The following is a 23,925-nucleotide window of genomic DNA, read 5'->3' as shown; positions in this document are numbered from 1 at the left end:
TCATAGAGTGGTCTTATTCTTCCCAAGGTAATTTTGATTGTGAGGTTTTAATTAAATCAAATTTTGGGGTTAAATACACTTTAACTGATAAGATTATAATGTATTACCTACTTGGTTCCACCACGATGATACATCCAATGACGAAACTGATGAGTGATATGTCTTAACTCACCATTGCGTAGCATTCCTACAAATACGCCCAGCGCGGTGTAAACTAAGCCTAAAATTAACATCATCACGATATCACCCAATATACCTTGGAATGACATACCCATTTGATTAATCCCCGCCATCGCGTTTACAGCCCATGTAGAAGGAAGTGCGGATGAAACAGCGAATACCCAATCAGGCATTGCTTGCAAAGGCCAAATAGTGCCTGAAATATAGAACACAGGCGTGGTAACAAATGCTAGCGTTAAATAAATCATTTCCACACTACGTAAGCATTCTGTGATTAATTTACCTAATCCCAATACTGCTAATAAAAATGGGAAAGTTAACATCCATATTTGATAAAGCGGAGCTTCCTGGCGATAGCCCAATATCCAAGGCCATAATGCAAAAAATACGGTAGATAAAAATAACCAAATAGGAATAAGTGCAGATAATGCACCAAGATAAACAGCTAAAGGCGGTTTACCTTTTGGTGTACTTCTCACCGCAATACTCACTCGGACACAAGCAATTAATAAGGAGTGTTGTAATAACATCACTAATAAGCCCGGAAAAACAATTGCCGCAAAGCTCACACCGGGGTTATACATCGTGATTGTTTCACTTTGAATCGGCTTTAATAATATCTTCGATTGCTCAGCACTGAAACCTGCGTTCTGTAAAATACGATTATTGTAAGAATCTAATAACTGTTGATAGGCAAGCATTAGCTCTTGTTGAATTTGTCCACTGGCTAAACGGTTAGTGGCATCACCAAATACAGGAACCGTGACATCTTTGCCATTAAGTAATTTTTTTTCAAAATTGGTGGGGACAATAATAATGGCAAATAGCTCACGCATAATCATATCGTGACGAGCTTCCTCGAGATTATCGTAATTTTTTACACTCAGTTTGGGCGTAGCATTTAATGAACGAATCAGTGAATAACTAGCAGGACTATGATCTTGATTAATTACCGCAACCGGAAGCTCCCACAACACTGGTTTTGCATAAACTAAACTCATCACACAAAGGGATACAATCAACAACATCCACATTGGCTTTTCTAGCATTGACAATAAGACACGTTTAAACGTTTGAAAATACATCTGCATCATGCAACACCTACCTGTAATTTCAATCGTTTAAAAATACGTTTACGGATCAGTAGTGCAATAGCCACAGGATAAATCAGCAATAACAAGCACACATAGATAATACCTTGTAGCGATACCTCTCTTAAGAAAATATCAAACATCGCATTTAATGCGTGAGTTAAAGGCTCTAAATTAGAAATGATCCGCGCCGGTAAAATCATCGAAAGTTCAGGTACGGCCATACCTGAAAATGCCAAAGCAATACTCACAAGCATACCTATCATACTGTAAGCAGCAATGGCGCTGCTGGTAAACGCAAAGAGCAGTAACCCCACACTCTGTGCAGCTATAATATAAAAGAACCCCACTAACACCATATACAACGGATTACCGTTAACTTTTGCACCTGAAAAGTGTACCAATGCCGCTAACTCAACAATTAATAGAGTGAGAAAAAACAACGTATAAGGAGATAATTTACCAATTAAAGCAAAAGTGAATGGTTTAATATTGAGTAGCATATTGCCTCGTGACAGAGAATAGATAGTACATGTCACGACAAATAGCTGAAGCATATGAATCGTTGCAGCAAATTGTTGATAATAGATATAACTACCACTTGCATTAAAGAGGCTGTCATAAGAGAGAGTCACTTTGGCTAAAGGTGGTACAGGTTTATGCATTTCTTGTGCTAATACCGTGCGATATTGTGCATTTAATTCGGCTATTAACCCACTGAAATCCTGTATGGCGTAACTGCCTGCGGCATAATATAAGCCATTATAATACATACGTACTGTGGGCTGTTTTCCAGCAAGTACCCAATTTTGAAAATGGCGAGGAATAGTAAGAATAGCGTAATCTTGCGCACTACCTAATCTTTCCATTGCTGTGCGTGGATTACCATCCAAGGTATTTAATTGCGCATGAGAGCCTGCATTTAAGTTACGAATAAGTGTTCTTGATAACGGACTATTATCGTTATTAATTACAGATACCGGTAAATTCAGCAATGTGCCTTCAGAAAAGTTAGCGCTTATTAACGTAAACAACATCAATGGAAACAGCCAACTAAGCCAGTGGAAAACGGGGCTACGAACTGCCATATGAGTTTCTCGCGAAAACGCGCTATTAAATCCTCGCCAAGCTGCCTTTACTCTCATTATTCGTCCTTATTTATCCCAGCGCCATAATGCGCTCATACCCGGACGCAGCCCTTCAATTTGTGTTGTCGGATAAAGTCGAACTTCAAAAGTTTTAAGGTCAAAATCACCCGTTGCACGCGTTGCTCTTTTCGTAGCGTAATCCCCCATTGGAGCGATATATCGTACTTGCGCCTCAATTTCTTTATTACCTAATGCAGGAACCACCACTGTAATGCGATCACCTTTGCGGATATCAGCCAAGATATCTTCTCTTAGGTTATAAACAAAATAAGCTTCAGGAATACGAATCAGTGTTGCTAATGGACTATTTGCATTGAAAAGTTCACCAATTTCAGCAGGAATTGGGCCAACTTCACCATCAACTGGTGCTTTAACTTGTAGATCTTCTTGCTGGATCTTCAGTTCAATCAATTGTTGTTCTGCTTGATCTAACGCTGCCGTATATTTATTACGTAACTCAATACGATCACCATTTTTAGCTTCATCAAGATCAGCTTGTGCAGCGCGAACTCGCTGATTCGCTACATCTCTACTGCGTCGAGCATTATCTAACTCTGTCGCAGAAACATAACCTTTATTGGCAACAGCACTAATACGTTGAAAGTCTCTTGCTGCATTAGCAGCCTCAACACTGGCTTGAGATAAAACAGCGGTTAAATTACGAATGCTCTCTTCTCTTGTACCGTGGAGTGATAAATCTAATTGAGCTTGAGCCTGTGCTTTAGCCGCTTCAAGCGCAGCAACTTGTGCATTAAGTTCAGGGCTTTCTAATGTAATCATTAATTGCCCTGCTTTTACATCATCACCACGCTCAATATGACGCTCAATAACGCGACCTTTTGCTTTAGACGCAACAATAACTTCAGGTGCGTCAACTTCTCCTTGCAGCAATAAATATTGATTATGCGCGCGGAAAAGTATGGCTAATGCGATTAATATCAGCATTAGTAAAATCAGATAAATTGCACTTTTTTTCATATAACGATTAGACCTTAATAGTGAAGTAGAACACTCACTGACAAGTTATATTACACAAAAACATCAAATCCTTTTAAGAATTTTGTGCGCTAGATCACTGATGTAGAGGAATATTTTATTTGATAGATCACAGTTATTAGAAACAGGAAAGGTTACAATCCATGCTTATCAAGAGTGTCATTTAATCATTATCGAAATTTGCGATAATGCAGGTCTTTATCGCCCTCAGTGTCCTTCTCATGAGTTAGGACTAGGTATGAGGCTGGTGGATAAACGATTGAAACTGCGCTATGGCGACCTTTATGGCGTTGTTGTTGATTATCAACCTGACGAATTTACTAAGGTCAAAATCTGCTTACCTTTAGAGAAAAGTATGGATAACACAGCATAATAATGAATATATTAATTGTTGATGATGAGCCATTAGCTCGTGAAAACTTACGTTGCTTACTTGAAGTAGAAAAAGATATTCATATCGTTGGCGAATGCAGCAATGCCATTGAGGCTATTGGCGAAATACATCGTAAAAAACCCGATGTCGTCTTTGTTGATATTCAAATGCCTCGTATTACAGGGCTTGAAATGGTAACAATGCTTGATCCTGAACACCGTCCTTATATTGTTTTTCTGACTGCTTTTGAAGAATACGCTATTCAGGCATTTGAAGAACATGCATTTGATTATTTACTCAAACCACTAGAACAAGAACGTTTAAGTAAGACACTGAACCGTCTACGCCAAGGAAATAAACAAAATATCGATTTATTAACGCCACCAGAAGAGCGTTTAAAGTGTATTCCTTGCACCGGACATAGCCGTATTTGGCTAATGCCAATAGATGACGCAGTATTTGCGACATCAAGACTTAGTGGTGTTTATGTTACCAATAGCCAAGGGCAAGAAGGCTTTACTGAGCTGACATTACGCACATTAGAAATGCGTACACAGCTTGTACGTTGTCATCGCCAATATTTGGTAAATATGGACTACGTGAACGAAATTATTTTTGGCGATAGCGGCCAAGCCGAATTAATATTGCATAATAATAGTAAAATTCCTGTCAGCCGACGTTATTTAAAACCTTTAAAAGAAGCAATAGGTTTAAGTTAATTAAATAGCAATGAAAAAATAAAAGGATATAAAAATAGGATGGAACCTATTTATTTAAGGTATAGCTATTAAAGTTTATACAAATCGTATTGAAATGCGTGATCTTCATACTCAAGAAGAAACTTCAGCAGAAAGTCATTTTTCTCATACTCGAATGTTAATTGGTGATTTTTTCCTGCTATTAAAGCCATTCAGGCTGTGCTTGAGCGTGTGAATATTAATACTACCTCGCTATTTTGTAAAAAGAGAGATGTCGTCATTCATCCTTTAGAAAAAGTGGAAGATGGCTTATCTAAAGTTGAAATACGTTTATTTAAAGAAATCATCACTAGGAGCTTTAATAAAAAACATAAAAAAATCGTCATCAGTGCAAAATTAGCACCACTTGTAGATGCAGAAATAATTGCGTTAATTAGTAAAGCTGAATAATGAAGTAAATGGGTATTTAAATAATTATGAATATTTTTCTAAATACTCATTAAAGACTTGTTGATATTGCTGTCGAGTAAAAATAAGTTGTTTAATCATTCTAATTCTATGTTCATCAAGATCTAATGCATCTTCGCTATCTAAGCCATCGTCATAAGCAATATTACGCCATTTTACATATCCATCATTAATTTCCAAATCACAGGAAATAACAGAACAATAATCACAACCACAATGGCAACGATAAAGTACCAATCGGTTATCTTCTAATTGGGTAAAGACAGGTTTTATCCCTAGATATTGGTCTATTTTATTGCCAATAATTTGGCGATGGTCATAATCAGGAAACCGAGTTTTATCTACAACAAAAATATCAAAATCAAAATTCAAAAAACGCCAATCAGTTTGTTTATTAAAACCAAGCCATTCATCTAATGCTTTTCCATCGACATAAAAATTAAAATAATAATTTTGAGTTTCAGTATCTAACTCAATACAACGTAATTCTAATTAATTGGTTTGATTCCTTGGCATTGATTTCCTTCTTCCTCATATTGATAAATACAGTTCGTTATACTCCTTTTGTATCATCCAAGTAGGCATAAAAAAACCAGTCCATTTTCACAGACTGGTTTTTATTTTTATCACTAATTCAGATTAAAACTGAATTAATAGCCTTCTCTCTTATTGGTTATGAGAGCTGCTACGACGACGAGGAGTACCTTCGTTGCTACGGCTACGGAAGTTTCCACGCTCACCACCACGTTCATTACTGCTGCGTTCACCGCTGTTAGCACGATCAGCATTACCACGGCGTTGTGGTTGTTCAGCATTACTGCTAAAACGACGACCACCTTGTGGCTGACCTTCACGACGGCTGCCGCTATTGCTGCTGCCACCACCACGACGTTCGCGGTAAGGTTGTGCATCACCCACTAATTGCATATTCAGTGGTTTGTTCATGATACGCGTGCGAGTAAAGTGACTTAATAAGTCTGTTGGCATACCTTTTGGTAACTCGATAGTTGAGTGAGAACCAAATAATTTGATATTACCAATATAACGGCTGCTGATATCACCTTCGTTAGCAATTGCACCAACGATATGACGAACTTCAACACCGTCATCGCGACCTACTTCAATGCGGTATAAATCCATTTCACCGGCTTCGCGACGTTCGCGACGAGGTGAACGCTCACGGTCGTTATCACCACGACGACGATCATCACCACGACGATCATCACGATCATTAAATTCGCGGCGTGGACGACGAACTGGATCTGGTGGAAGAATAAGCGCGCGCTCACCTTGTGCCATTTTCAGTAATACCGCAGCTAATGTTTCCATATCTAACGCTTCTTCACCCGCTGGCGCTAATTTTGGTAACAGAGCACGATACTGATCCAGATTGCTTGTTTCTAATTGTTGAGTAATTTGTTGTGCAAATTTTTCTTGACGACGTTGGCTGATGAGCTCTGCATTTGGCAGTTCGACTTCAGGGATTGTCATCTTCATTGTGCGTTCGATATTACGCAGTAAACGGCGTTCACGGTTATCAACAAATAAAATTGCACGACCCGCACGACCCGCACGACCTGTACGACCAATACGGTGAACATAAGATTCTGAATCCATAGGGATATCATAGTTCACAACAAGGCTAATACGGTCAACATCAAGACCACGAGCAGCAACATCTGTTGCGATCAGGATATCTAAACGACCATTTTTCAAACGCTCTAATGTTTGTTCACGTAATGATTGGTTCATGTCGCCATTTAATGCCGCACTGTTATAACCGTTACGCTCTAACGCTTCAGCAACTTCTAATGTTGCGTTTTTAGTACGAACGAAAATAATTGCTGCATCAAAATCTTCCGCTTCAAGGAAACGAATTAGCGCTTCATTTTTACGTGCGCCAAATGTCATCCAATAGCTTTGGCTGATATCTGGACGAGTTGTTACGCTGCTTTGAATGCGAACTTCTTTAGGATCATTCATAAAACGGCGTGTAATACGACGAATTGCTTCTGGCATTGTTGCAGAGAACAGTGCTGTTTGGTGTTCTGCTGGGATTTTACTTAAGATATTTTCAACATCTTCGATAAAGCCCATGCGTAACATTTCATCAGCTTCATCCAGTACTAAACCTTTCAGTTTGGATAAATCTAAAGTGCCACGATTTAAGTGGTCTAACAGACGTCCTGGAGTACCAACAACAACTTGTGGTCCTTGACGTAATGCACGTAATTGTACGTCATAACGTTGACCACCATAAAGTGCAACAACATTCACTTTTGGTAAATGTTTAGCGAAATCTTCAATAGCTTCAGCAACCTGTACTGCAAGTTCACGGGTTGGTGCTAATACTAAAATTTGTGGTGCTTTTAATGATTCATCAAGATTGTGTAATAGTGGCAGGCTAAATGCAGCGGTTTTACCACTACCGGTCTGTGCCATACCTAAAACGTCATTACCGTTTAAAAGAGAAGGAATACATTGTTGCTGAATTGGAGAAGGCTTTTCATAGCCTAAGTCATTCAGTGCAGTCAAAATAGGTGCTGATAAACCTAGATCAGCAAAAGTCATATCGGTTTCAGTAGTCATTGTCACTGTGCCTCATTCATTATGGCAGCCAGTTGACATAACATACCGCATGGTTTGTCGGTCTTTATCATCTAAAATGTGAACTGGCTCAAATTATATTATTAAACGAACAAACAAGCCCTCATCCTTCATAGATGATGGCTTTCAAACTGATCAGAGAAATGTTCGTCAGCTATTGCTGGTCCGATTCCGCTAGGTCTTCTTGTTGGCCTAACAGCGCTAATTCCAACAATGCATAGCGGTGCTCAACAAAGTTATGTGCGTTGTTGGCAACCGTCAGCTTGAATAACGCTTGTGCGCTATCCATGTCCCCCAGACTTAGGTAATACTTACCTAAATAGAAGTTAGTTTCACTGAGATGCTCAGCGAGCGAAGTGTTATCGGTTGAAACTTCACCTAGTTTTGTCATCAATGTTTTTTCATTGATATCACCTAAGTAAAATTCAACTATATTCCATCCCCATTGCCCCGTTTTATTCGCCTGCTGGTATCGCTGTTTCAGCTGTTGTTTAGCTGAATCAGTGTTTATTTCTTTTTCAACAAGATATAACCAAAGCGAACGAATGGGGTCATTTGGATCGACCTGATAAAACGCCTGCAGATCATCCTGCGCCAATTTCAATCGGCCACCGTAGTATAAAGCGATACCACGATTAAAACGCGCATTATTGTAAGTTGGATCAAGCTCTAAAACAGAATCAAACGCTTCGTATGCAGCATCATAATTTGCTGCTTGCGTAAAATAGATACCTAGAAAATTAAATATTTCTAGCATATCGGGTCTCATTGATAGCGCCATTGAAAAATCATTACGCGCTAATGCTCTTAAACCGAGACTATCATACAGCACACCACGCTCATATAAAAGCTGTGCGTATTCATCTTCGGTTAATGAGCGGCTCGCAAGGATCTGTTCTATACGAGCCAATATCACTTCTTGTTGTAAAGAAGGCTGTAGTGGAGTAGCAAAAACTGCATTCTGACGCCATTCTGGGCTAGTGCTGCATCCTGAAATAAAGACGAAAGCAGCAATAGAACAACCGCGCAGAAATGTTTTCATTTCCAACTCCCAAAGTCAGACTCTTTCAACAAAAAGCATTCAATGACGTCCTATTTGTCAGTAATAATAAATCCCTACCGATACCTATGTCTAGATACCGGTAGTAGAATATCATTAATTAGCAGATTCTTCAGATGAAGTTTCTGTTGCTTCCTGCTGATTTGCTTGTGCTTCTTTCATGCTCAAGCGAATGCGGCCTTGACGGTCAATTTCCAGTACTTTAACAGGAACTTCTTGTCCCATCGTTAAATAATCACTGACTTTCTCAACACGCTTATCTGCGATTTGAGAAATATGAACCAAACCTTCTTTGCCGCCACCGATAGCAACGAATGCACCGAAGTCAACAATACGGGTTACTTTACCATTATAGATACGGTTCACTTCTACTTCCGCCGTGATTTCTTCGATACGAGCAATTGCCAGTTTCGCTTGGTCACCGCTAGTTGCAGCAATTTTCACAGTACCGTCATCTTCGATTTCGATAGTTGTACCTGTTTCTTCGGTTAACGCACGAATAACAGAACCACCTTTACCGATAACGTCTTTGATCTTGTCTGGACTGATCTTGATGGTATGAATGCGTGGTGCAAACTCAGAAATATCAGCACGAGGTTGGCTAATTGCTTCTTCCATTACACCTAAAATATGTAGACGAGCGCTTTTCGCTTGGTTTAACGCAACTTGCATAATTTCGCGAGTGATACCTTCGATTTTGATATCCATTTGTAATGCGCTGACGCCGTTACGGCTACCCGCAACTTTAAAGTCCATATCGCCTAAATGGTCTTCATCACCAAGAATATCTGAAAGAACAACGAAGTTTTCGCCTTCTTTCACAAGACCCATCGCAATACCTGCAACAGATTCTTTAATTGGTACACCTGCGTCCATCAGTGCTAAAGAAGCACCACAAACAGAAGCCATGGAAGATGAACCATTTGATTCTGTGATTTCTGAAACCACACGAACGGTATATGGGAATTCTTCAAGTGTTGGCATTACTGCTAATACACCGCGTTTTGCTAAACGGCCATGACCGATTTCACGACGTTTTGGTGAACCCATCATACCGGTTTCACCAACTGAGTATGGAGGGAAATTATAGTGCAGTAAGAATGAATCTGTGTGTTCACCCATAATATCATCGATATTTTGAGCATCACGCGTTGTACCTAATGTAGCAGTAACCAGCGCCTGAGTTTCACCACGAGTAAATAGTGCTGAACCATGAGTACGTGGTAATAAACCAGTGCGAATATCTAACGCACGTACCATGTCTTTTTCGCGACCATCAATACGTGGCTCACCAGCTAATACACGAGCACGAACAATGTTTTTCTCTAAGCTAGAGAAAATATCATTGATTTCGCCTTCGTCTAATGTTTCGTCTTCAGCTAATAAAGTCGTTACTACTTCATCGCGGATAGCATCGATTTGCTCATAACGTTCTTGTTTTTCAGTAATACGGTAAGCATCACCAATACGTGCTTGAGCAATTTGTGCAATACGGTCATGTAAAGGTTGATTAACGGTTTCTGGTGCCCAGTCCCATTTCTCTTTACCCACTTCTGCAACTAATGCATTAATATTTTCAATCACAACTTGTTGTTGATCATGACCAAATACTACCGCACCTAACATTTCTTCTTCTGATAATAAATCAGCTTCTGATTCTACCATCAGTACCGCACCCGCAGTACCTGCAACCACTAAGTCTAATTTACTGACTTTCAGCTCATCAACGGTTGGGTTCAGAACATATTGGCCATCGATAAAGCCAACACGTGCACCACCAATAGGGCCATTAAATGGCACACCTGACAGTGCTAAAACCGCAGAAGCACCAATCATTGCAACGATATCTGGGTTAACTTGTGGGTTAACAGAAACAACAGTAGCAACGATTTGAACTTCGTTTAAGAAGCCTTCTGGAAATAATGGACGTAAAGGACGGTCAATTAAACGTGCAATTAACGTTTCGCCTTCACCAGGACGACCTTCACGACGGAAGAAGCTACCTGGGATACGGCCAGCAGCGTATGAACGCTCTTGATAGTTAACCGTTAATGGGAAGAAATCTTGACCTGCTTTAACTTTTTTCTTGGCAACAACAGTAACAAAAACAGCGGTGCCGTCCATGTCTACCATTACAGCTGCCGTTGCTTGACGAGCCATCATGCCCGTTTCAAGCGTTACGGTATGTTGACCGTATTGAAATTTACGAACTGTAGGATTCAGCAAAATAATATCCTTTATCTTATTGTCGCCACATGTTTAGCGACGATGAATGATCTTTTCTCCGCTACGTCCCCTCGCGACTAATGAAAATATTTTCCGCATTGTATTAAAATATTTTCATTAGCCGCGCGAATTGTCGTAACTAGAGAATCTAAATAACAATCACCACATTAAAACATAACGACTAGTATTAAAAATAGCACGTTCTAGTAGAAAAGGGGCCAACAGGCCCCTTTCCACTGAAACTCGCTTAATTAGCGGCGCAGACCTAAACGTTCGATCAGTGCAGAATAACGAGCAACATCTTTACGTTTCAGGTAGTCCAGCAGATTACGACGGCTGGAAACTTTACGCAGCAGACCACGACGGCTGTGGTGATCTTTTTTATGCTCTGAAAAGTGACCTTGCAGGTGGTTGATTTCTGCTGTCAGCAGTGCAATCTGAACTTCGCTAGAGCCGGTATCGTTAAGACCACGACCGAATTCAGCAACGATTTTTGCTTTCGCTTCAGTACTTAGAGACATAATAAACTCCAAAATGATATAAAATATTTAGATAGCCAATCTCTAATTCAGCTACCCAACTCAGCCACCTAAACAGATAGCCGCATTATTCTACGCTGCAAACACAGTTTGCGCAAGAATTGCTATTAAGTGTTATCAGTTGTGTTGTATTCAACAACCACTCTTTTAGGTGCAACCAGTCCATCTCTGATAATCGCTAAACCAATAAATTTTTCTTCATCACCTTCAGTGACTCTAAGTAATTCACCTTCAGCAATATCATGGTTAACTCTAACAGGTTGACCTAATTTTAAGTATCCCGCAATAACCGTGGATAAGTTAACAACAGGGAAATGAGCAACTGCGGTATCCATTGGTAATAATAACGCATCAAGTCGAGAAAACGGCTCGTCTTCCATTGATTGTGCTTCTTCAATCAATTCTCTCAATTGCTCAAGTGTTACCATACGTTCTTTAGGATAATCAGCAACTTCTAATCGACGTAAAAAAATAACATGTGCTCCGCAATGTAATTTCTCACCAAGATCATCGATTATCGTACGAATATAAGTTCCTTTAGAGCAGTGAATTTCAAGCTCTAATTCGTCATTTTCCCAACGTATAAATTGTAGTTCATAAACAGTAATAGGTCGCGCTTCACGTTCAATTTCAATGCCTTGTCTTGCATACTCATACAAGGGTTTACCTTGATGTTTTAATGCAGAGTACATTGAAGGCACTTGTAACGTTTCGCCACGAAAGCTATCTAATGCACTATCCAATGCTTGTTGTGTAAACTCAATTGGACGTTCTTGGATAATTTCGCCATGTGCATCAGAAGTATCCGTTCGTTGCCCTAAACGCGCAATAACACGGTAACGCTTATCTGAATCCAACAAAAACTGAGAAAATTTAGTTGCCTCACCTAAACAAATAGGTAGCATTCCTGTTGCTAAAGGATCCAGTGCCCCCGTATGCCCTGCTTTACTTGCATTGAACATACGGCGGACTTTTTGGAGCGCATCGTTAGAGGAAATATCTTGGGGTTTATCGAGTAACAAGACACCGTTAATCTCACGCCCCTTACGACGCCGCGCCATTACTCTTCCTCTTTATGACGACGTTTTTCATCATCCTTAACCACATTAGTTACAAGGTTAGACATACGCATACCTTCAACTAATGAGTTGTCATAAGAAAATGTCAGCTCAGGCACAACACGTAAACGCATCGCTTTACCCAGTAATGAACGAATAAAACCCGCAGCTTCATTTAATGCTTTTAAGCCATTAGCAACCATTTCTTCTTCGCTTTCTTCACCACCAGATAGATTAAAGAAAGTCACGAAAACTTTGGCGTAAGCCAAATCACGTGAAATTTCAACACCTGATACGGTAGCCATTCCAATACGAGGATCTTTGACTTCACGCTGTAAGATGATTGCGATTTCTTTTTGCATTTCCTGAGAAACGCGTTGGGCACGGCTAAAATCTCTTGCCATTTTATCTCTCCCTGGCAATACAGCATTTTCTCTGATTGCCACTATTGATTCTGATTCAAAAATAGATAACTTCTAAAGAGTATACATGATGTGGCGTCTTACGACTGCTTTCTGCTCATATGCACTTTAGAAATAAACATTTTTCTTCGTTGCTATTTTACCCTGTTCTCTTGCTTTCATAAATTACTGAAAGCCAATCTATTTCGGTTATATTGAAAAATAAAGGAGAAAAATAAGCGAGGATAAACAGAGCAAAGAAGGGAATAAGAAGGGAGCTATTAAGCTCCCTTTTAAAGCAAGACGTACTAAATTAAGCAATAGAACGTTTGATTTCGATAACTTGGAACACTTCAATCATGTCGCCAACACGGACATCGTTGTAGTTTTTCACACCGATACCACATTCCATACCATTACGAACTTCGTTAACGTCATCTTTAAAGCGACGTAATGACTCAAGCTCGCCTTCGTAGATAACCACGTTATCACGTAGAACACGGATTGGGTTGTTACGTTTGATGTTACCTTCAACCACCATACAGCCTGCAACTGCGCCGAATTTAGGTGATTTAAACACATCACGGACTTCTGCAAGACCCATGATTTCTTGTTTGTATTCAGGTGCTAACATACCGCTCATGGCCAGTTTGATTTCATCAATCAGGCTATAGATAACGGAGTAGTAACGTAAATCAACACTTTCTTGTTCAATAATACGACGCGCTGATGCATCTGCACGCACGTTAAAGCCAAGGATGATTGCTTCAGAAGCTGCTGCTAAAGTTGCATCTGTTTCAGTGATACCACCGACACCAGAACCAATGATTCTCAGTTTCACTTCATCGGTAGACAGTTTAACTAATGCATCAGTAATTGCTTCACAAGTACCTTGAACGTCAGTTTTCAGTACGATGTTCAGTTCAGAAACTTTGCCTTCTTCCATGTTAGCAAACATGTTTTCCAGTTTAGATTTCTGTTGACGTGCAAGTTTCACTTCACGGAATTTGCCTTGACGATACAGTGCAACTTCACGCGCTTTCTTCTCGTCACGAACAACTGTCGCTTCATCACCAGCAGAAGGAACGTTAGACAGACCTAAGATCTCAACTGGCATTGAAGGACCAGCAGACTGAACTTCTTGGCCTAGTTCGTTACGCATTGCACGAATACGACCGTATTCAAAGCCACACAGAACGATATCACCTTTATTCAGTGTACCTTCACGCACAAGAATAGTTGCAACTGGACCACGACCTTTATCAAGGTAAGATTCAATAACAACACCACTTGCCATGCCTTCTTTCACTGCTTTCAGTTCAAGAACTTCTGCTTGCAATAAGATTGCATCCAGTAATTCATCGATACCAAGGCCTTGTTTTGCAGATACATGCATAAACTGAGTCTCACCACCCCAATCTTCTGACAAAATGCCATATTGAGATAGCTCAGTTTTAACGCGATCTGGGTCTGCTTCGTGCTTATCGATTTTATTCACAGCCACAACGACGGGTACGTTAGCCGCTTTAGCATGCTGAATTGCTTCGATAGTTTGAGGCATTACGCCATCATCCGCAGCAACAACGAGAACAACGATATCTGTTACCTGAGCACCACGAGCACGCATTGAAGTAAACGCGGCGTGACCTGGGGTATCAAGGAAAGTAATTTCGCCTTTATCAGTCTTAACGTGGTAAGCACCAATGTGCTGAGTAATACCACCCGCTTCGCCTGATGCAACTTTCGTTGAACGAATATAGTCAAGTAATGATGTTTTACCGTGGTCAACGTGACCCATGATAGTAACAACTGGCGCACGAGAAACCTCGCTTTCTTCACCAGTATCACGGTCATTCATAACTTGTTCTTCTAATTCGTTTTCACGACGTAAAATAACTTTATGACCCATTTCTTCAGCAACTAGCTGTGCCGTTTCTTGGTCTAAAACCTGATTAATGGTTGCCATTGCGCCCATTTTCATCATGGTTTTAATAACTTCAGAACCTTTTACAGCCATTTTGTTTGCTAGTTCAGCAACAGAAATGGTTTCACCGATGATAACATCACGGTTGACTGCAACAGCAGGTTTGTTAAAGCCTTGCTGTAAAGTGCTGCTCTTACGTTTGCCTTTCTTATTAGAACGACCCGCTGCACGTGCTTCTTCACGATCCGCTTTTTCAGAGTGGCGGTTATTTTTCTTAGCACGAGGTGCTTTAGCAGTACGACCGCGGCGGCGATCACCTTCTACTTCTGCATCGCTTTCATCTTCTGCATCACGAGCATAACGAGATGTAGTTACATGATAGTCCGCGCTTTCTGTTTCAGGAGCCTTAGGTTCAGCAGTCCATTTTTCAGCGTTTTCTTCAGCTAAGCGGCGTGCTTTTTCTGCTGCAGCGCGCGTCTCTTCTTCAACTTTAAGGCGCTGTGCTTCTTCTGTTTTACGTTTCAGTTCAGCCAGTTCAGCATTGCGACGTGCTTTATCCTGATCTGCTACATCAGCTTTTGGTTTATCGTTTTGTTTCACTTTATTTTTTTCCGCTGCTTCGCGCTTAGCTAATTCCGCTGCTTCACGTTTTGCTTCTTCAGCTTCACGTTTCGCTTTTTCTTCGGCCTGTTTCTTGGCCTCTTGTGCTTCACGTTTTGCTTTTTCTTCAGCTGCGCGCTGTGCTTTTTCTTGTGCTTCGCGCTGTGCTTTCTCTTCTACTTCGCGATGCGCCTTTTCTTCCGCTTCACGCAGCGCCTGCTCTTCCGCTTGTGATTTTTCAATTACATCACGGTTCACATAAGTGCGTTTTTTGCGGACTTCGATGGCTACTGATTTACTTTTGCCACCTGTACCAGGAACACTTAACGTACTACGAACTTTACGTTGCAGTGTCAATTTACTTGGCTGGCCAGTTGATATGTCTTTATCACGGTTCAACCAAGCCAGCAAGGTCTCTTTCTCTTTTTGGGAGACAGAATCAGAGACGGTCTTCTCAATACCAGCATCAGCAAACTGCTGTACTAAACGTTCAACCGGTGTCTGAATTTCTTCTGCCAGTGATTTTACTGTTTCATCTGTCATTCTGTTCCTTCCTGCTCAGTTATTATGCATCATTCCCAAACCAGCAGATATTACGTGCGGCCATAATGAGTTCGCCTGCGCGCTCACTATTTAAACCTTCAATATCAGTTAGGTCGTCGATACCCTGTTCGGCAAGATCTTCCAGTGTGCAGATACCACGGGCAGCTAGATCAAATGCTAAAGAGCGCTCCAAGCCTTCAAGGGCTAATAAGTCCTCAGCTGGCTGGTTATCGCCTAGGCTTTCTTTTTGAGCTAATTCAATTGTCGTTAATGCAGCTTTGGCTCTTTCACGTAGAGCTTCGATAGTTTCTTCATCTAAACCATCTATGGCTAACAATTCGTCAATTGGCACATAAACTAACTCTTCAAGGGTAGAGAAACCTTCTTCAACCAAGACGGTTGCGAAGTCTTCATCAATGTCGAGATGCTTAGTAAATATTTCAATGGCTGCGTTTGCTTCCGCCTGATGCTTAGCATTCAGGTCATCAGCAGTCATGACGTTTAATTCCCACTTGTCATCACCGCGATGTTTTTTCAGTAATTGAGCAGCAAGACGAACGTTTTGACCGTTACGGCCTATCGCTTGAGCTAAATTACTACTTTCAACTGCCACATCCATTGTGCATTTGTCTTCATCGACAACAATAGAAGCAACATCTGCCGGAGCCATTGCGTTAATAACGAATTGTGCAGGATTATCATCCCACAGAACAATGTCAATTCGTTCGCCGCCCAGTTCACTGGAAACAGCTTGTACACGCGCACCACGCATACCAACACATGCACCGACTGGGTCGATACGTTTATCGTTGGTTTTTACTGCGATTTTGGCACGAGATCCTGGATCACGAGCGGCGGCTTTAATCTCAATGATTTCTTCGCCAATTTCTGGCACTTCAATGCGGAATAATTCAACCAGCATTTCAGGGCGAGAACGAGTAACGAAAAGCTGTGCGCCACGTGTTTCGGTACGTACATCGTATAACACACCACGTAGACGGTCACCAGGACGGAAGTTTTCACGTGGAAGCATATCTTCACGTAGAATAACGGCTTCCGCGTTGTTTCCTAAATCTAGGGTGATGTTATCACGGTTCACTTTCTTCACAACACCGGTGATAATTTCGCCTAAGTGTTCGCGGAATTGATCAACAACCATTGCTCGTTCAGCTTCACGTACTTTTTGTACGATAACTTGTTTAGCCGTTTGTGTTGTGATTCGGTCGAAAGTAACAGATTCAATTTGATCTTCAATGAAGCCACCTAATTCAATTTCAGGTTCTTCATATTGTGCAGCTTCAAATGTAATTTCGCGGGTAGGCTGAGTCACTTCCTCAACCACAAGCCAACGGCGGAATGTATCAAAATCCCCCGTTTTACGATCAATGCACACACGCACATCAATCTCTTGTTCATATTTTTTCTTAGTTGCTGTCGCCAGTGCGGTTTCCAGTGCTTCAAAAATCTTTTCACGAGGAAGAGATTTTTCGTTAGAGACCGCTTCCACAACAGCCAGAATCTCTTTGTTCATCCTAGTTGCCTCTTCAAAACTTAAAAGTGGGGTACCAGGTTAGCTTTCTGGATGTTGCTCAGTGCGAACACTTCGTCTTTACCATCCACAGTAACCGTGATCATTTCGCCGGCGACAGATTTAATAATGCCCTGCCATTTGCGGCGGTTTTGCATTGCAATTCGTAATACAACGGCGACTTCTTCACCGATAAATTGCTCATAATGCGTTGTAGTGAATAAAGGTCTTTCTAAACCAGGAGATGAAATCTCAAGGTTATAAACTGTTTGAATCGGATCTTCAACATCCAACACAGCACTGACCTGGTGGCTGACATCAGCACAATCATCAACAGTGATACCATCTTCACTATCAATATAGATACGCAATGTTGATTCTCGGCCACGAATAAACTCAAGACCAACAAATTCGAAGCCTAATGCTTCTACTGGTGCTGAAACCATCGCTGTTAATTTTTGCTCTAATGTGGACAAAACCACCCCCAAGGCATAAAAAAAGGGCCTATAGCCCAGTATTCTATTCTCTGATAACAAAAAACCCCGAAATTCGGGGCTTTATGCAACTGGACCCTGTAAATTGCCATTCGAGAATAACCTCTTCTTACGGCACATTCCACTCAGGATCATAATCGATTTACAAGATGATTAATGAGAAAAGTGCTGTATTGTTAGAAGTGGTTGCGGGGGCCGGATTTGAACCGACGACCTTCGGGTTATGAGCCCGACGAGCTACCAAACTGCTCCACCCCGCGTTCGAAAAACGTGGCAAATTTTACGCTGATAACAAGCAAAACGCAAGTTATCTGGAATAATGGTGCCGAGAACGGGACTTGAACCCGTACGCCCGTTTTGTAGGCACTACCACCTCAAGGTAGCGTGTATACCAATTTCACCACCTCGGCACTTGAATGAGACTGTTATTTATAACTCAAAACCTAACAATCTCACTTTAAACTTTACTTAGATTACTGCGGAATATCTGTTTTTGCTGGCGCTACAGGCTGGGCTGATTGTTCAGCTTTCTTTTCTTCTTCTGCAGTCTGCTCGATAGACATCCACTTACTGTCTTCGCGTACAGTTTTATTGGCACTTAAATTACCTAAAATCAGGCAAAGTACAATAAACACTGTTGCTAAAACAGCGGTCATACGGGTCATGAAATTAGCTGAGCCGCTTGAACCAAATACTGTACCGGAAGCACCTGCACCAAAAGAAGCGCCCATATCAGCACCTTTACCCTGCTGTAACAGGATCAGGCCAACCAGCCCTGTTGCTGCAATGATAAGAATAACAATGAGTGCTGTATACATTTGCGTTACCTATTCTATGGAACTTATCGCCTCGGCGATAACCTTCGATTGCTTCACCCGCTCTAGCTAAACGACCTTACTAAGCGGGTGTGAATACTAACCAAAGCTGAACTGACAAGCAAGGTTATTTTTCTATAAAGTGATTGATTGAAGAAAAAAACAGCAATTAGCCAACGTGTTTTACTGCATCAGCAATACGGTTTGCCATCGCTGTGACTTGCTCTTCATTTTCGCCTTCAACCATCACACGAATTAATGGTTCAGTGCCCGATTTACGTAATAGAACACGACCTTTACCTGCAAGCTCTTCTTCAACTGCCTTAGCGACACTTTGAACTTCAGGGGTTTGTAGTGGATCATGACTACCCGTAAAGCGAACATTAACCAATATTTGAGGTAATAATTTCATACCGCTGCATAAATCATGCAGGCTCATATGATTACGTACCATTGCACTAAGCACTTGTAACCCAGCAACAATACCATCACCCGTTGTCGTTTTATCAAGTAAAATAATATGACCCGAGTTTTCAGCACCTAAACGCCAACCTTTTTCTTGCAGTTTTTCAAGAACATATCGGTCACCTACTTTAGCTCGAACAAAAGGGATACCCAATTGTTTCAGTGCTATCTCTAATCCCATATTACTCATCAGTGTGCCCACTGCGCCACCGCGTAATTGCCCCTGACGTAACGCTTCTCTTGCAATAATATAGAGAATTTGGTCGCCATCCACCTTCAATCCTCGATGGTCTACCATAATAATTCGGTCACCATCACCGTCGAAAGCTAAACCAACATCAGCACCTTCTTCCACTACTCTTTTTTGCAGCATACGAACATCTGTTGCACCACATTCATCATTAATATTAATACCTGTTGGATCACATCCAATAGTAATGACTTCAGCACCTAGCTCACGAAAAACATTCGGCGCGATGTGGTATGTAGCACCATGAGCACAATCAACAACAACTTTTAATCCATTAAGGTTATTTTCGCTTGGAAACGTTCCTTTACAGAATTCAATATAACGCCCCGCCGCATCAACAATACGATTGGCTCTACCTAATTCAGCGGACTCTACACAAGTAATTGGTTTTTCCATTTCAGCTTCAATGGCTTCTTCTACTTCGTCAGGAAGTTTTGTACCATCGATAGAGAAGAATTTAATCCCATTATCATAATAAGGATTATGAGAAGCTGAAATCACGATACCCGCTTCAGCACGGAAAGTCCGTGTAAGATAAGCTACAGCAGGTGTTGGCATTGGCCCTGTAAATGATGCAGATAATCCCGCTGCAGCCAGACCTGCTTCTAATGCAGACTCCAACATATAACCCGAAATACGTGTATCTTTACCGATAATGATTTTACGAGAGCCATGACGAGCTAATACTTTACCCGCAGCCCAGCCTAATTTTAAAACAAAATCAGGAGTAATTGGGCTATCTCCTACTTTTCCACGGATACCATCTGTTCCAAAGTATTTACGTTCGCTCATTCATTATTTTCCTTTGCAGAAAGAGTCGCTTGCACGACTTTCATCGCATCAACGGTCTCTTTAACATCGTGTACACGAATAATCTGTGCGCCTTGCATTGCCGCAATAACAGCGCAAGCAACACTACCAGCAACACGCTCTTGTGGTGGAACATTTAATAGTTGTCCAACCATAGATTTGCGTGACATTCCAGCGAGTATGGGTAAACCAAAGTGATGAAATTCACTTAAGTGTGCTAATAACTGATAATTATGCGCTAAATTTTTACCAAAGCCGAATCCTGGATCAAGAATAATTTGATTTTTTTCAATCCCAGCATCAATACAACGTTGGATATTTTCTTCAAGAAAACGACTAACATCCATCACCACATTCTTATAATGTGGCGCTTGTTGCATTGTTTTAGGGTCACCTTGCATATGCATGATGCAAACGGGTAATCCCGTTTTAGCAGCAGCTTCCAATGCACCAGGTTCTTGCAATGAGCGAATATCATTAATGATAGCTGCACCCACTTTTGCTGATTCGGTAATAACTTGCGCTTTTGAAGTATCAACAGAAATCCAAACATCGAAACGTTGTCTTATTGCTTCAACAACAGGAACCACTCGATGTAGCTCTTCTTCAATGCTCACATCACTTGCACCAGGTCTTGTTGATTCGCCACCAATATCAATAATCGTCGCGCCTTGTGCAATCATTTTTGCCGCATGATTGAGTGCATCATTAAGTGAGTTATGAGTACCCCCATCAGAAAAAGAGTCTGGGGTTACATTTAAAATTCCCATAACTTGAGGTGTTGCTAAACAAAGCTCTCTATCATTGGCAATTAATTTCATTATGTTGATACCTTTATAAAAAAACCCCAGAAGCCTGGGGTTTGTATTTTACAGCTTACTCATTTATCGCCTAAATAGGATTAGTGAGTATTGTTATCAGACGGTGTGTCACCATCCGATTTAGGTTCATTCGCAACATGCGATTGTTCTGGTTGTGCTGTTGTGGTGTTAGAACCACTGTTGCCATTACCATCCCAGCCAGCAGGTGGACGTACTTCACGACGATTCATTAAGTCATCAATTTGTGGTGCATCGATAGTTTCATAAACCATCAACGCATCTTTCATTGAATGCAGAATATCGATATTGTCCATCAGGATCTGGCGAGCACGAACATAGTTACGGTCTACAATTGCTTTAATCTCTTCATCAATTGTACGTGCCGTATCATCAGACATATGTTGTGCTTTAGCGACTGAGCGACCTAAGAAGACTTCACCTTCTTCTTCCGCGTACAGTAATGGCCCTAATTTTTCAGAGAAGCCCCACTGTGTCACCATGTTACGCGCAATGTTTGTCGCTACTTTAATATCGTTAGATGCGCCTGTAGAAACATGTTCTGAACCATAGATAATTTCTTCAGCTAAACGACCACCATATAAAGTTGAAATCTGACTTTCTAACTTCTGGCGGCTTGCGCTGATTTGGTCACCTTCTGGTAAGAAGAATGTCACACCTAATGCACGCCCACGAGGAATAATCGTTACTTTATGCACAGGGTCATGTTCAGGGACTAAACGACCAATAATTGCGTGACCAGCTTCATGATAAGCCGTTGATGCTTTTTGTTCTTCGGTCATTACCATTGAACGACGCTCTGCACCCATCATGATCTTGTCTTTAGCTTTCTCGAACTCAACCATAGAAACAACACGTTTATTACCACGGGCAGCAAACAGTGCAGCTTCATTAACTAAGTTAGCTAAATCAGCACCAGAGAAACCAGGAGTACCACGCGCTAAAATCGCTGGATCAACATCTGGTGACAAAGGTACACGACGCATGTGGACTTTCAGAATTTGTTCACGACCACGAACATCGGGTAAGCCAACAACAACTTGGCGGTCGAAACGACCTGGACGCAGCAATGCTGGGTCTAAAACGTCAGGGCGGTTAGTTGCCGCAATAACGATAATACCTTCATTACCTTCAAAACCATCCATTTCAACCAGCATTTGGTTTAGTGTTTGCTCACGTTCATCGTGACCACCACCTAAACCTGCACCACGTTGGCGACCTACAGCATCAATTTCATCAATAAAAATGATACAAGGTGCAGCTTTTTTCGCTTGTTCAAACATATCACGAACACGCGAAGCACCCACACCCACAAACATTTCAACAAAATCAGAACCAGATATAGTGAAGAATGGAACTTTAGCTTCACCTGCTATCGCTTTTGCTAATAATGTTTTACCTGTACCAGGAGGTCCTACCATTAAGATACCTTTAGGAATTTTACCCCCTAATTTTTGGAATCGACCCGGTTCACGTAGATATTCAACTAATTCGCTCACTTCTTCTTTGGCTTCATCACAACCTGCAACATCTGCAAACGTTGTTTTGATTTGGTCTTCCGTTAGCATACGAGCTTTACTTTTACCGAAAGACATCGCACCTTTACCGCCACCACCTTGCATTTGGCGCATAAAGAAGATCCAAAGACCAATCAGTAATAGCATTGGGAACCAAGAAACAAAAATCTGAGTCAGTAGACTTTGACCTTCTAGTGGTTCACCCGTTACTTTTACATTACGGTTCATTAAAGTGGTCAGCAGGTTGTCATCACGCATAGGCATATACGTGCTGTACTTTGAGTTATCTGTTTTAGTTACATTAATATCATAACCACTTATGCTGACCTCGCGTAATTGGTTATTAGTTAACTCATTGATAAAGGTAGAGTAATCCACCTTACGACTATTCGAATCGCTGGGTCCGAAGCTCTGGAATAATGACATCAAAACGACTGCAATGACTAACCAGAGGATCAGGTTTTTCGCCATGTCACTCAAGGGATTAACCTCATATTACAACTGTGTTAACAAATAGCTTTAGGGTACTAAAGTTTACGCCCTGTGGCTACAATATATACCTCACGAGAACGAGACCGCGAAGCGTCAGGTTTACGAACTTTTACCTTCGTAAACAGGGAGCGTATTTGCCCCAGGTATTCATCAAAGCCTTCTCCCTGAAACACTTTGACAATAAAACTTCCCCCGGGAGCCAGCACATCACGACACATATCAAGCGCTAACTCTACTAAATACATGGATCGAGGAATATCGACCGCGGGTGTTCCGCTCATGTTTGGAGCCATGTCAGACATGACAACCTGGACTTTGTTGTCACCTACTCTATCAAGCAACGCCTTCAATACAAGTTCATCACGAAAATCGCCTTGAAGGAAATCGACTCCAACGATGGGATCCATAGGTAAAAGGTCACATGCGATGATTCGACCTTTGTTCCCTAACTGCTGTACAACGTATTGAGACCACCCACCAGGAGCGGCTCCTAAATCGACAACGGTCATACCCGGTTTAAAAATGTTGTCACTTTGCTGAATTTCATCCAGTTTAAACCAAGCGCGAGAGCGAAACCCTTTTTTCTTTGCTTGTTGAACATATTTATCACTAAAATGTTCTTGTAACCAGCGGCTAGAGCTTGCCGAACGTTTTTTATTGGCCATTGCGTTTTCCAACTATCATACACTTAGCTATCAAAATTTTTACTATCTCACTCATTTAACCTCGTCATAACGACATTTTATGGTGATAAGTGAGAGATGGCGTTAGAATAGTGAGTTTTCAATCCCAACAAAGCAAAA

21 protein-coding genes and 2 tRNA genes are annotated in these 23,925 nt (G+C 41.2%); 3 read left to right on the top strand and 20 right to left on the bottom strand.

Annotated elements, in window-relative coordinates; genetic code table 11:
- Positions 1 to 107: 107 nt before the first annotated feature.
- From M997_RS03135 to M997_RS03125, 3 genes are read right to left on the bottom strand one after another with little or no spacing between them, the layout of a single operon-like run.
- Complete coding sequence (locus tag M997_RS03135; RefSeq protein ID WP_064718648.1) at positions 108 to 1,271, bottom strand: ABC transporter permease; 1,164 nt, start codon at positions 1,269 to 1,271, stop codon at positions 108 to 110.
- Positions 1,271 to 2,416 (bottom strand): ABC transporter permease, encoded by a 1,146-nt coding sequence (locus M997_RS03130; protein ID WP_064718647.1) that lies wholly within the window; start codon positions 2,414 to 2,416, stop codon positions 1,271 to 1,273. The genes M997_RS03135 and M997_RS03130 overlap by 1 nt, the downstream gene beginning before the upstream one ends.
- 9 nt (positions 2,417 to 2,425) lie before the next feature.
- On the bottom strand, positions 2,426 to 3,397 hold the full coding sequence (locus M997_RS03125) for an HlyD family secretion protein (protein WP_064718646.1): 972 nt from the start codon (positions 3,395 to 3,397) through the stop codon (positions 2,426 to 2,428).
- 265 nt (positions 3,398 to 3,662) lie between these two features.
- Here M997_RS03125 and M997_RS17835 point away from each other — a divergent pair, with 265 nt between their 5' ends.
- The 3 genes from M997_RS17835 to M997_RS17670 all read left to right on the top strand — a co-directional run bounded on the left by M997_RS17835 (position 3,663) and on the right by M997_RS17670 (position 4,936).
- Positions 3,663 to 3,788: a hypothetical protein gene (locus M997_RS17835; RefSeq protein WP_282955903.1), complete on the top strand. Its 126-nt coding sequence runs from the start codon at positions 3,663 to 3,665 to the stop codon at positions 3,786 to 3,788.
- A 2-nt stretch (positions 3,789 to 3,790) separates the two neighbouring features.
- On the top strand, positions 3,791 to 4,507 hold the full coding sequence (gene btsR / locus M997_RS03120) for a two-component system response regulator BtsR (protein WP_064718644.1): 717 nt from the start codon (positions 3,791 to 3,793) through the stop codon (positions 4,505 to 4,507).
- Between the two features lie 210 nt (positions 4,508 to 4,717).
- Positions 4,718 to 4,936, top strand: a complete 219-nt coding sequence (locus M997_RS17670; RefSeq protein ID WP_239994693.1) for a hypothetical protein — start codon at positions 4,718 to 4,720, stop codon at positions 4,934 to 4,936.
- Between the two features lie 24 nt (positions 4,937 to 4,960).
- On the opposite strand, the gene M997_RS17625 is transcribed toward M997_RS17670, so the two are convergent.
- The 17 genes from M997_RS17625 to rlmE form a co-directional block, all read right to left on the bottom strand.
- Positions 4,961 to 5,326 carry a hypothetical protein gene (locus tag M997_RS17625; RefSeq protein ID WP_192876375.1) on the bottom strand — a complete coding sequence of 122 codons (366 nt, stop codon included), beginning with the start codon at positions 5,324 to 5,326 and terminating at the stop codon, positions 4,961 to 4,963.
- 294 nt (positions 5,327 to 5,620) lie between these two features.
- Positions 5,621 to 7,543 carry a DEAD/DEAH family ATP-dependent RNA helicase gene (locus M997_RS03105; protein ID WP_064718643.1) on the bottom strand — a complete coding sequence of 641 codons (1,923 nt, stop codon included), beginning with the start codon at positions 7,541 to 7,543 and terminating at the stop codon, positions 5,621 to 5,623.
- Between the two features lie 172 nt (positions 7,544 to 7,715).
- Positions 7,716 to 8,603, bottom strand: coding sequence for a lipoprotein NlpI (gene nlpI, locus M997_RS03100; protein WP_064718641.1), 888 nt, complete (start codon positions 8,601 to 8,603; stop codon positions 7,716 to 7,718).
- 114 nt (positions 8,604 to 8,717) lie between these two features.
- A complete protein-coding gene (gene pnp / locus M997_RS03095; protein WP_064718639.1) occupies positions 8,718 to 10,847 on the bottom strand; it encodes a polyribonucleotide nucleotidyltransferase in 2,130 nt (709 codons plus the stop codon).
- A gap of 251 nt (positions 10,848 to 11,098) precedes the next feature.
- The gene (rpsO, locus tag M997_RS03090) at positions 11,099 to 11,368 is read right to left on the bottom strand and encodes a 30S ribosomal protein S15 (RefSeq protein ID WP_064718637.1); all 270 of its coding nucleotides are present in this window, start codon (positions 11,366 to 11,368) and stop codon (positions 11,099 to 11,101) included.
- Between the two features lie 125 nt (positions 11,369 to 11,493).
- Positions 11,494 to 12,447: a tRNA pseudouridine(55) synthase TruB gene (gene truB / locus M997_RS03085; protein ID WP_064718636.1), complete on the bottom strand. Its 954-nt coding sequence runs from the start codon at positions 12,445 to 12,447 to the stop codon at positions 11,494 to 11,496.
- Positions 12,447 to 12,848, bottom strand: a complete 402-nt coding sequence (gene rbfA, locus M997_RS03080) for a 30S ribosome-binding factor RbfA (protein WP_064718635.1) — start codon at positions 12,846 to 12,848, stop codon at positions 12,447 to 12,449. Before rbfA ends, truB begins: the two co-directional genes overlap by 1 nt.
- A gap of 310 nt (positions 12,849 to 13,158) precedes the next feature.
- Complete coding sequence (gene infB / locus M997_RS03075) at positions 13,159 to 15,912, bottom strand: translation initiation factor IF-2 (protein WP_064718634.1); 2,754 nt, start codon at positions 15,910 to 15,912, stop codon at positions 13,159 to 13,161.
- A gap of 22 nt (positions 15,913 to 15,934) precedes the next feature.
- On the bottom strand, positions 15,935 to 17,443 hold the full coding sequence (gene nusA / locus M997_RS03070; protein ID WP_064718633.1) for a transcription termination factor NusA: 1,509 nt from the start codon (positions 17,441 to 17,443) through the stop codon (positions 15,935 to 15,937).
- Between the two features lie 20 nt (positions 17,444 to 17,463).
- The gene (gene rimP, locus M997_RS03065; protein ID WP_064718632.1) at positions 17,464 to 17,916 is read right to left on the bottom strand and encodes a ribosome maturation factor RimP; all 453 of its coding nucleotides are present in this window, start codon (positions 17,914 to 17,916) and stop codon (positions 17,464 to 17,466) included.
- Positions 17,917 to 18,117: 201 nt separating this feature from the next.
- A tRNA-Met gene (locus M997_RS03060) sits at positions 18,118 to 18,194 on the bottom strand.
- A gap of 60 nt (positions 18,195 to 18,254) precedes the next feature.
- Positions 18,255 to 18,344 (bottom strand) — tRNA-Leu (locus tag M997_RS03055).
- 63 nt (positions 18,345 to 18,407) lie between these two features.
- A complete protein-coding gene (gene secG, locus M997_RS03050; protein ID WP_064718631.1) occupies positions 18,408 to 18,752 on the bottom strand; it encodes a preprotein translocase subunit SecG in 345 nt (114 codons plus the stop codon).
- A gap of 166 nt (positions 18,753 to 18,918) precedes the next feature.
- Entirely contained in the window at positions 18,919 to 20,256 is a 1,338-nt protein-coding gene (gene glmM, locus M997_RS03045; protein WP_064718630.1) for a phosphoglucosamine mutase, read from the bottom strand.
- Entirely contained in the window at positions 20,253 to 21,095 is an 843-nt protein-coding gene (folP, locus tag M997_RS03040; protein WP_064718629.1) for a dihydropteroate synthase, read from the bottom strand. Before folP ends, glmM begins: the two co-directional genes overlap by 4 nt.
- A gap of 80 nt (positions 21,096 to 21,175) precedes the next feature.
- Complete coding sequence (ftsH, locus tag M997_RS03035; RefSeq protein ID WP_064718628.1) at positions 21,176 to 23,110, bottom strand: ATP-dependent zinc metalloprotease FtsH; 1,935 nt, start codon at positions 23,108 to 23,110, stop codon at positions 21,176 to 21,178.
- 47 nt (positions 23,111 to 23,157) lie between these two features.
- A complete protein-coding gene (gene rlmE, locus M997_RS03030; protein WP_064718627.1) occupies positions 23,158 to 23,787 on the bottom strand; it encodes a 23S rRNA (uridine(2552)-2'-O)-methyltransferase RlmE in 630 nt (209 codons plus the stop codon).
- Positions 23,788 to 23,925 lie beyond the last annotated feature (138 nt).

Origin of the sequence: Proteus hauseri ATCC 700826, assembly GCF_001654965.1 — a bacterium.
GTDB classification, from domain to species: domain Bacteria; phylum Pseudomonadota; class Gammaproteobacteria; order Enterobacterales; family Enterobacteriaceae; genus Proteus; species Proteus hauseri.
Note: the sequence above shows the minus strand (reverse complement) of the source record. Positions and strands in the feature narration are given on the sequence as shown.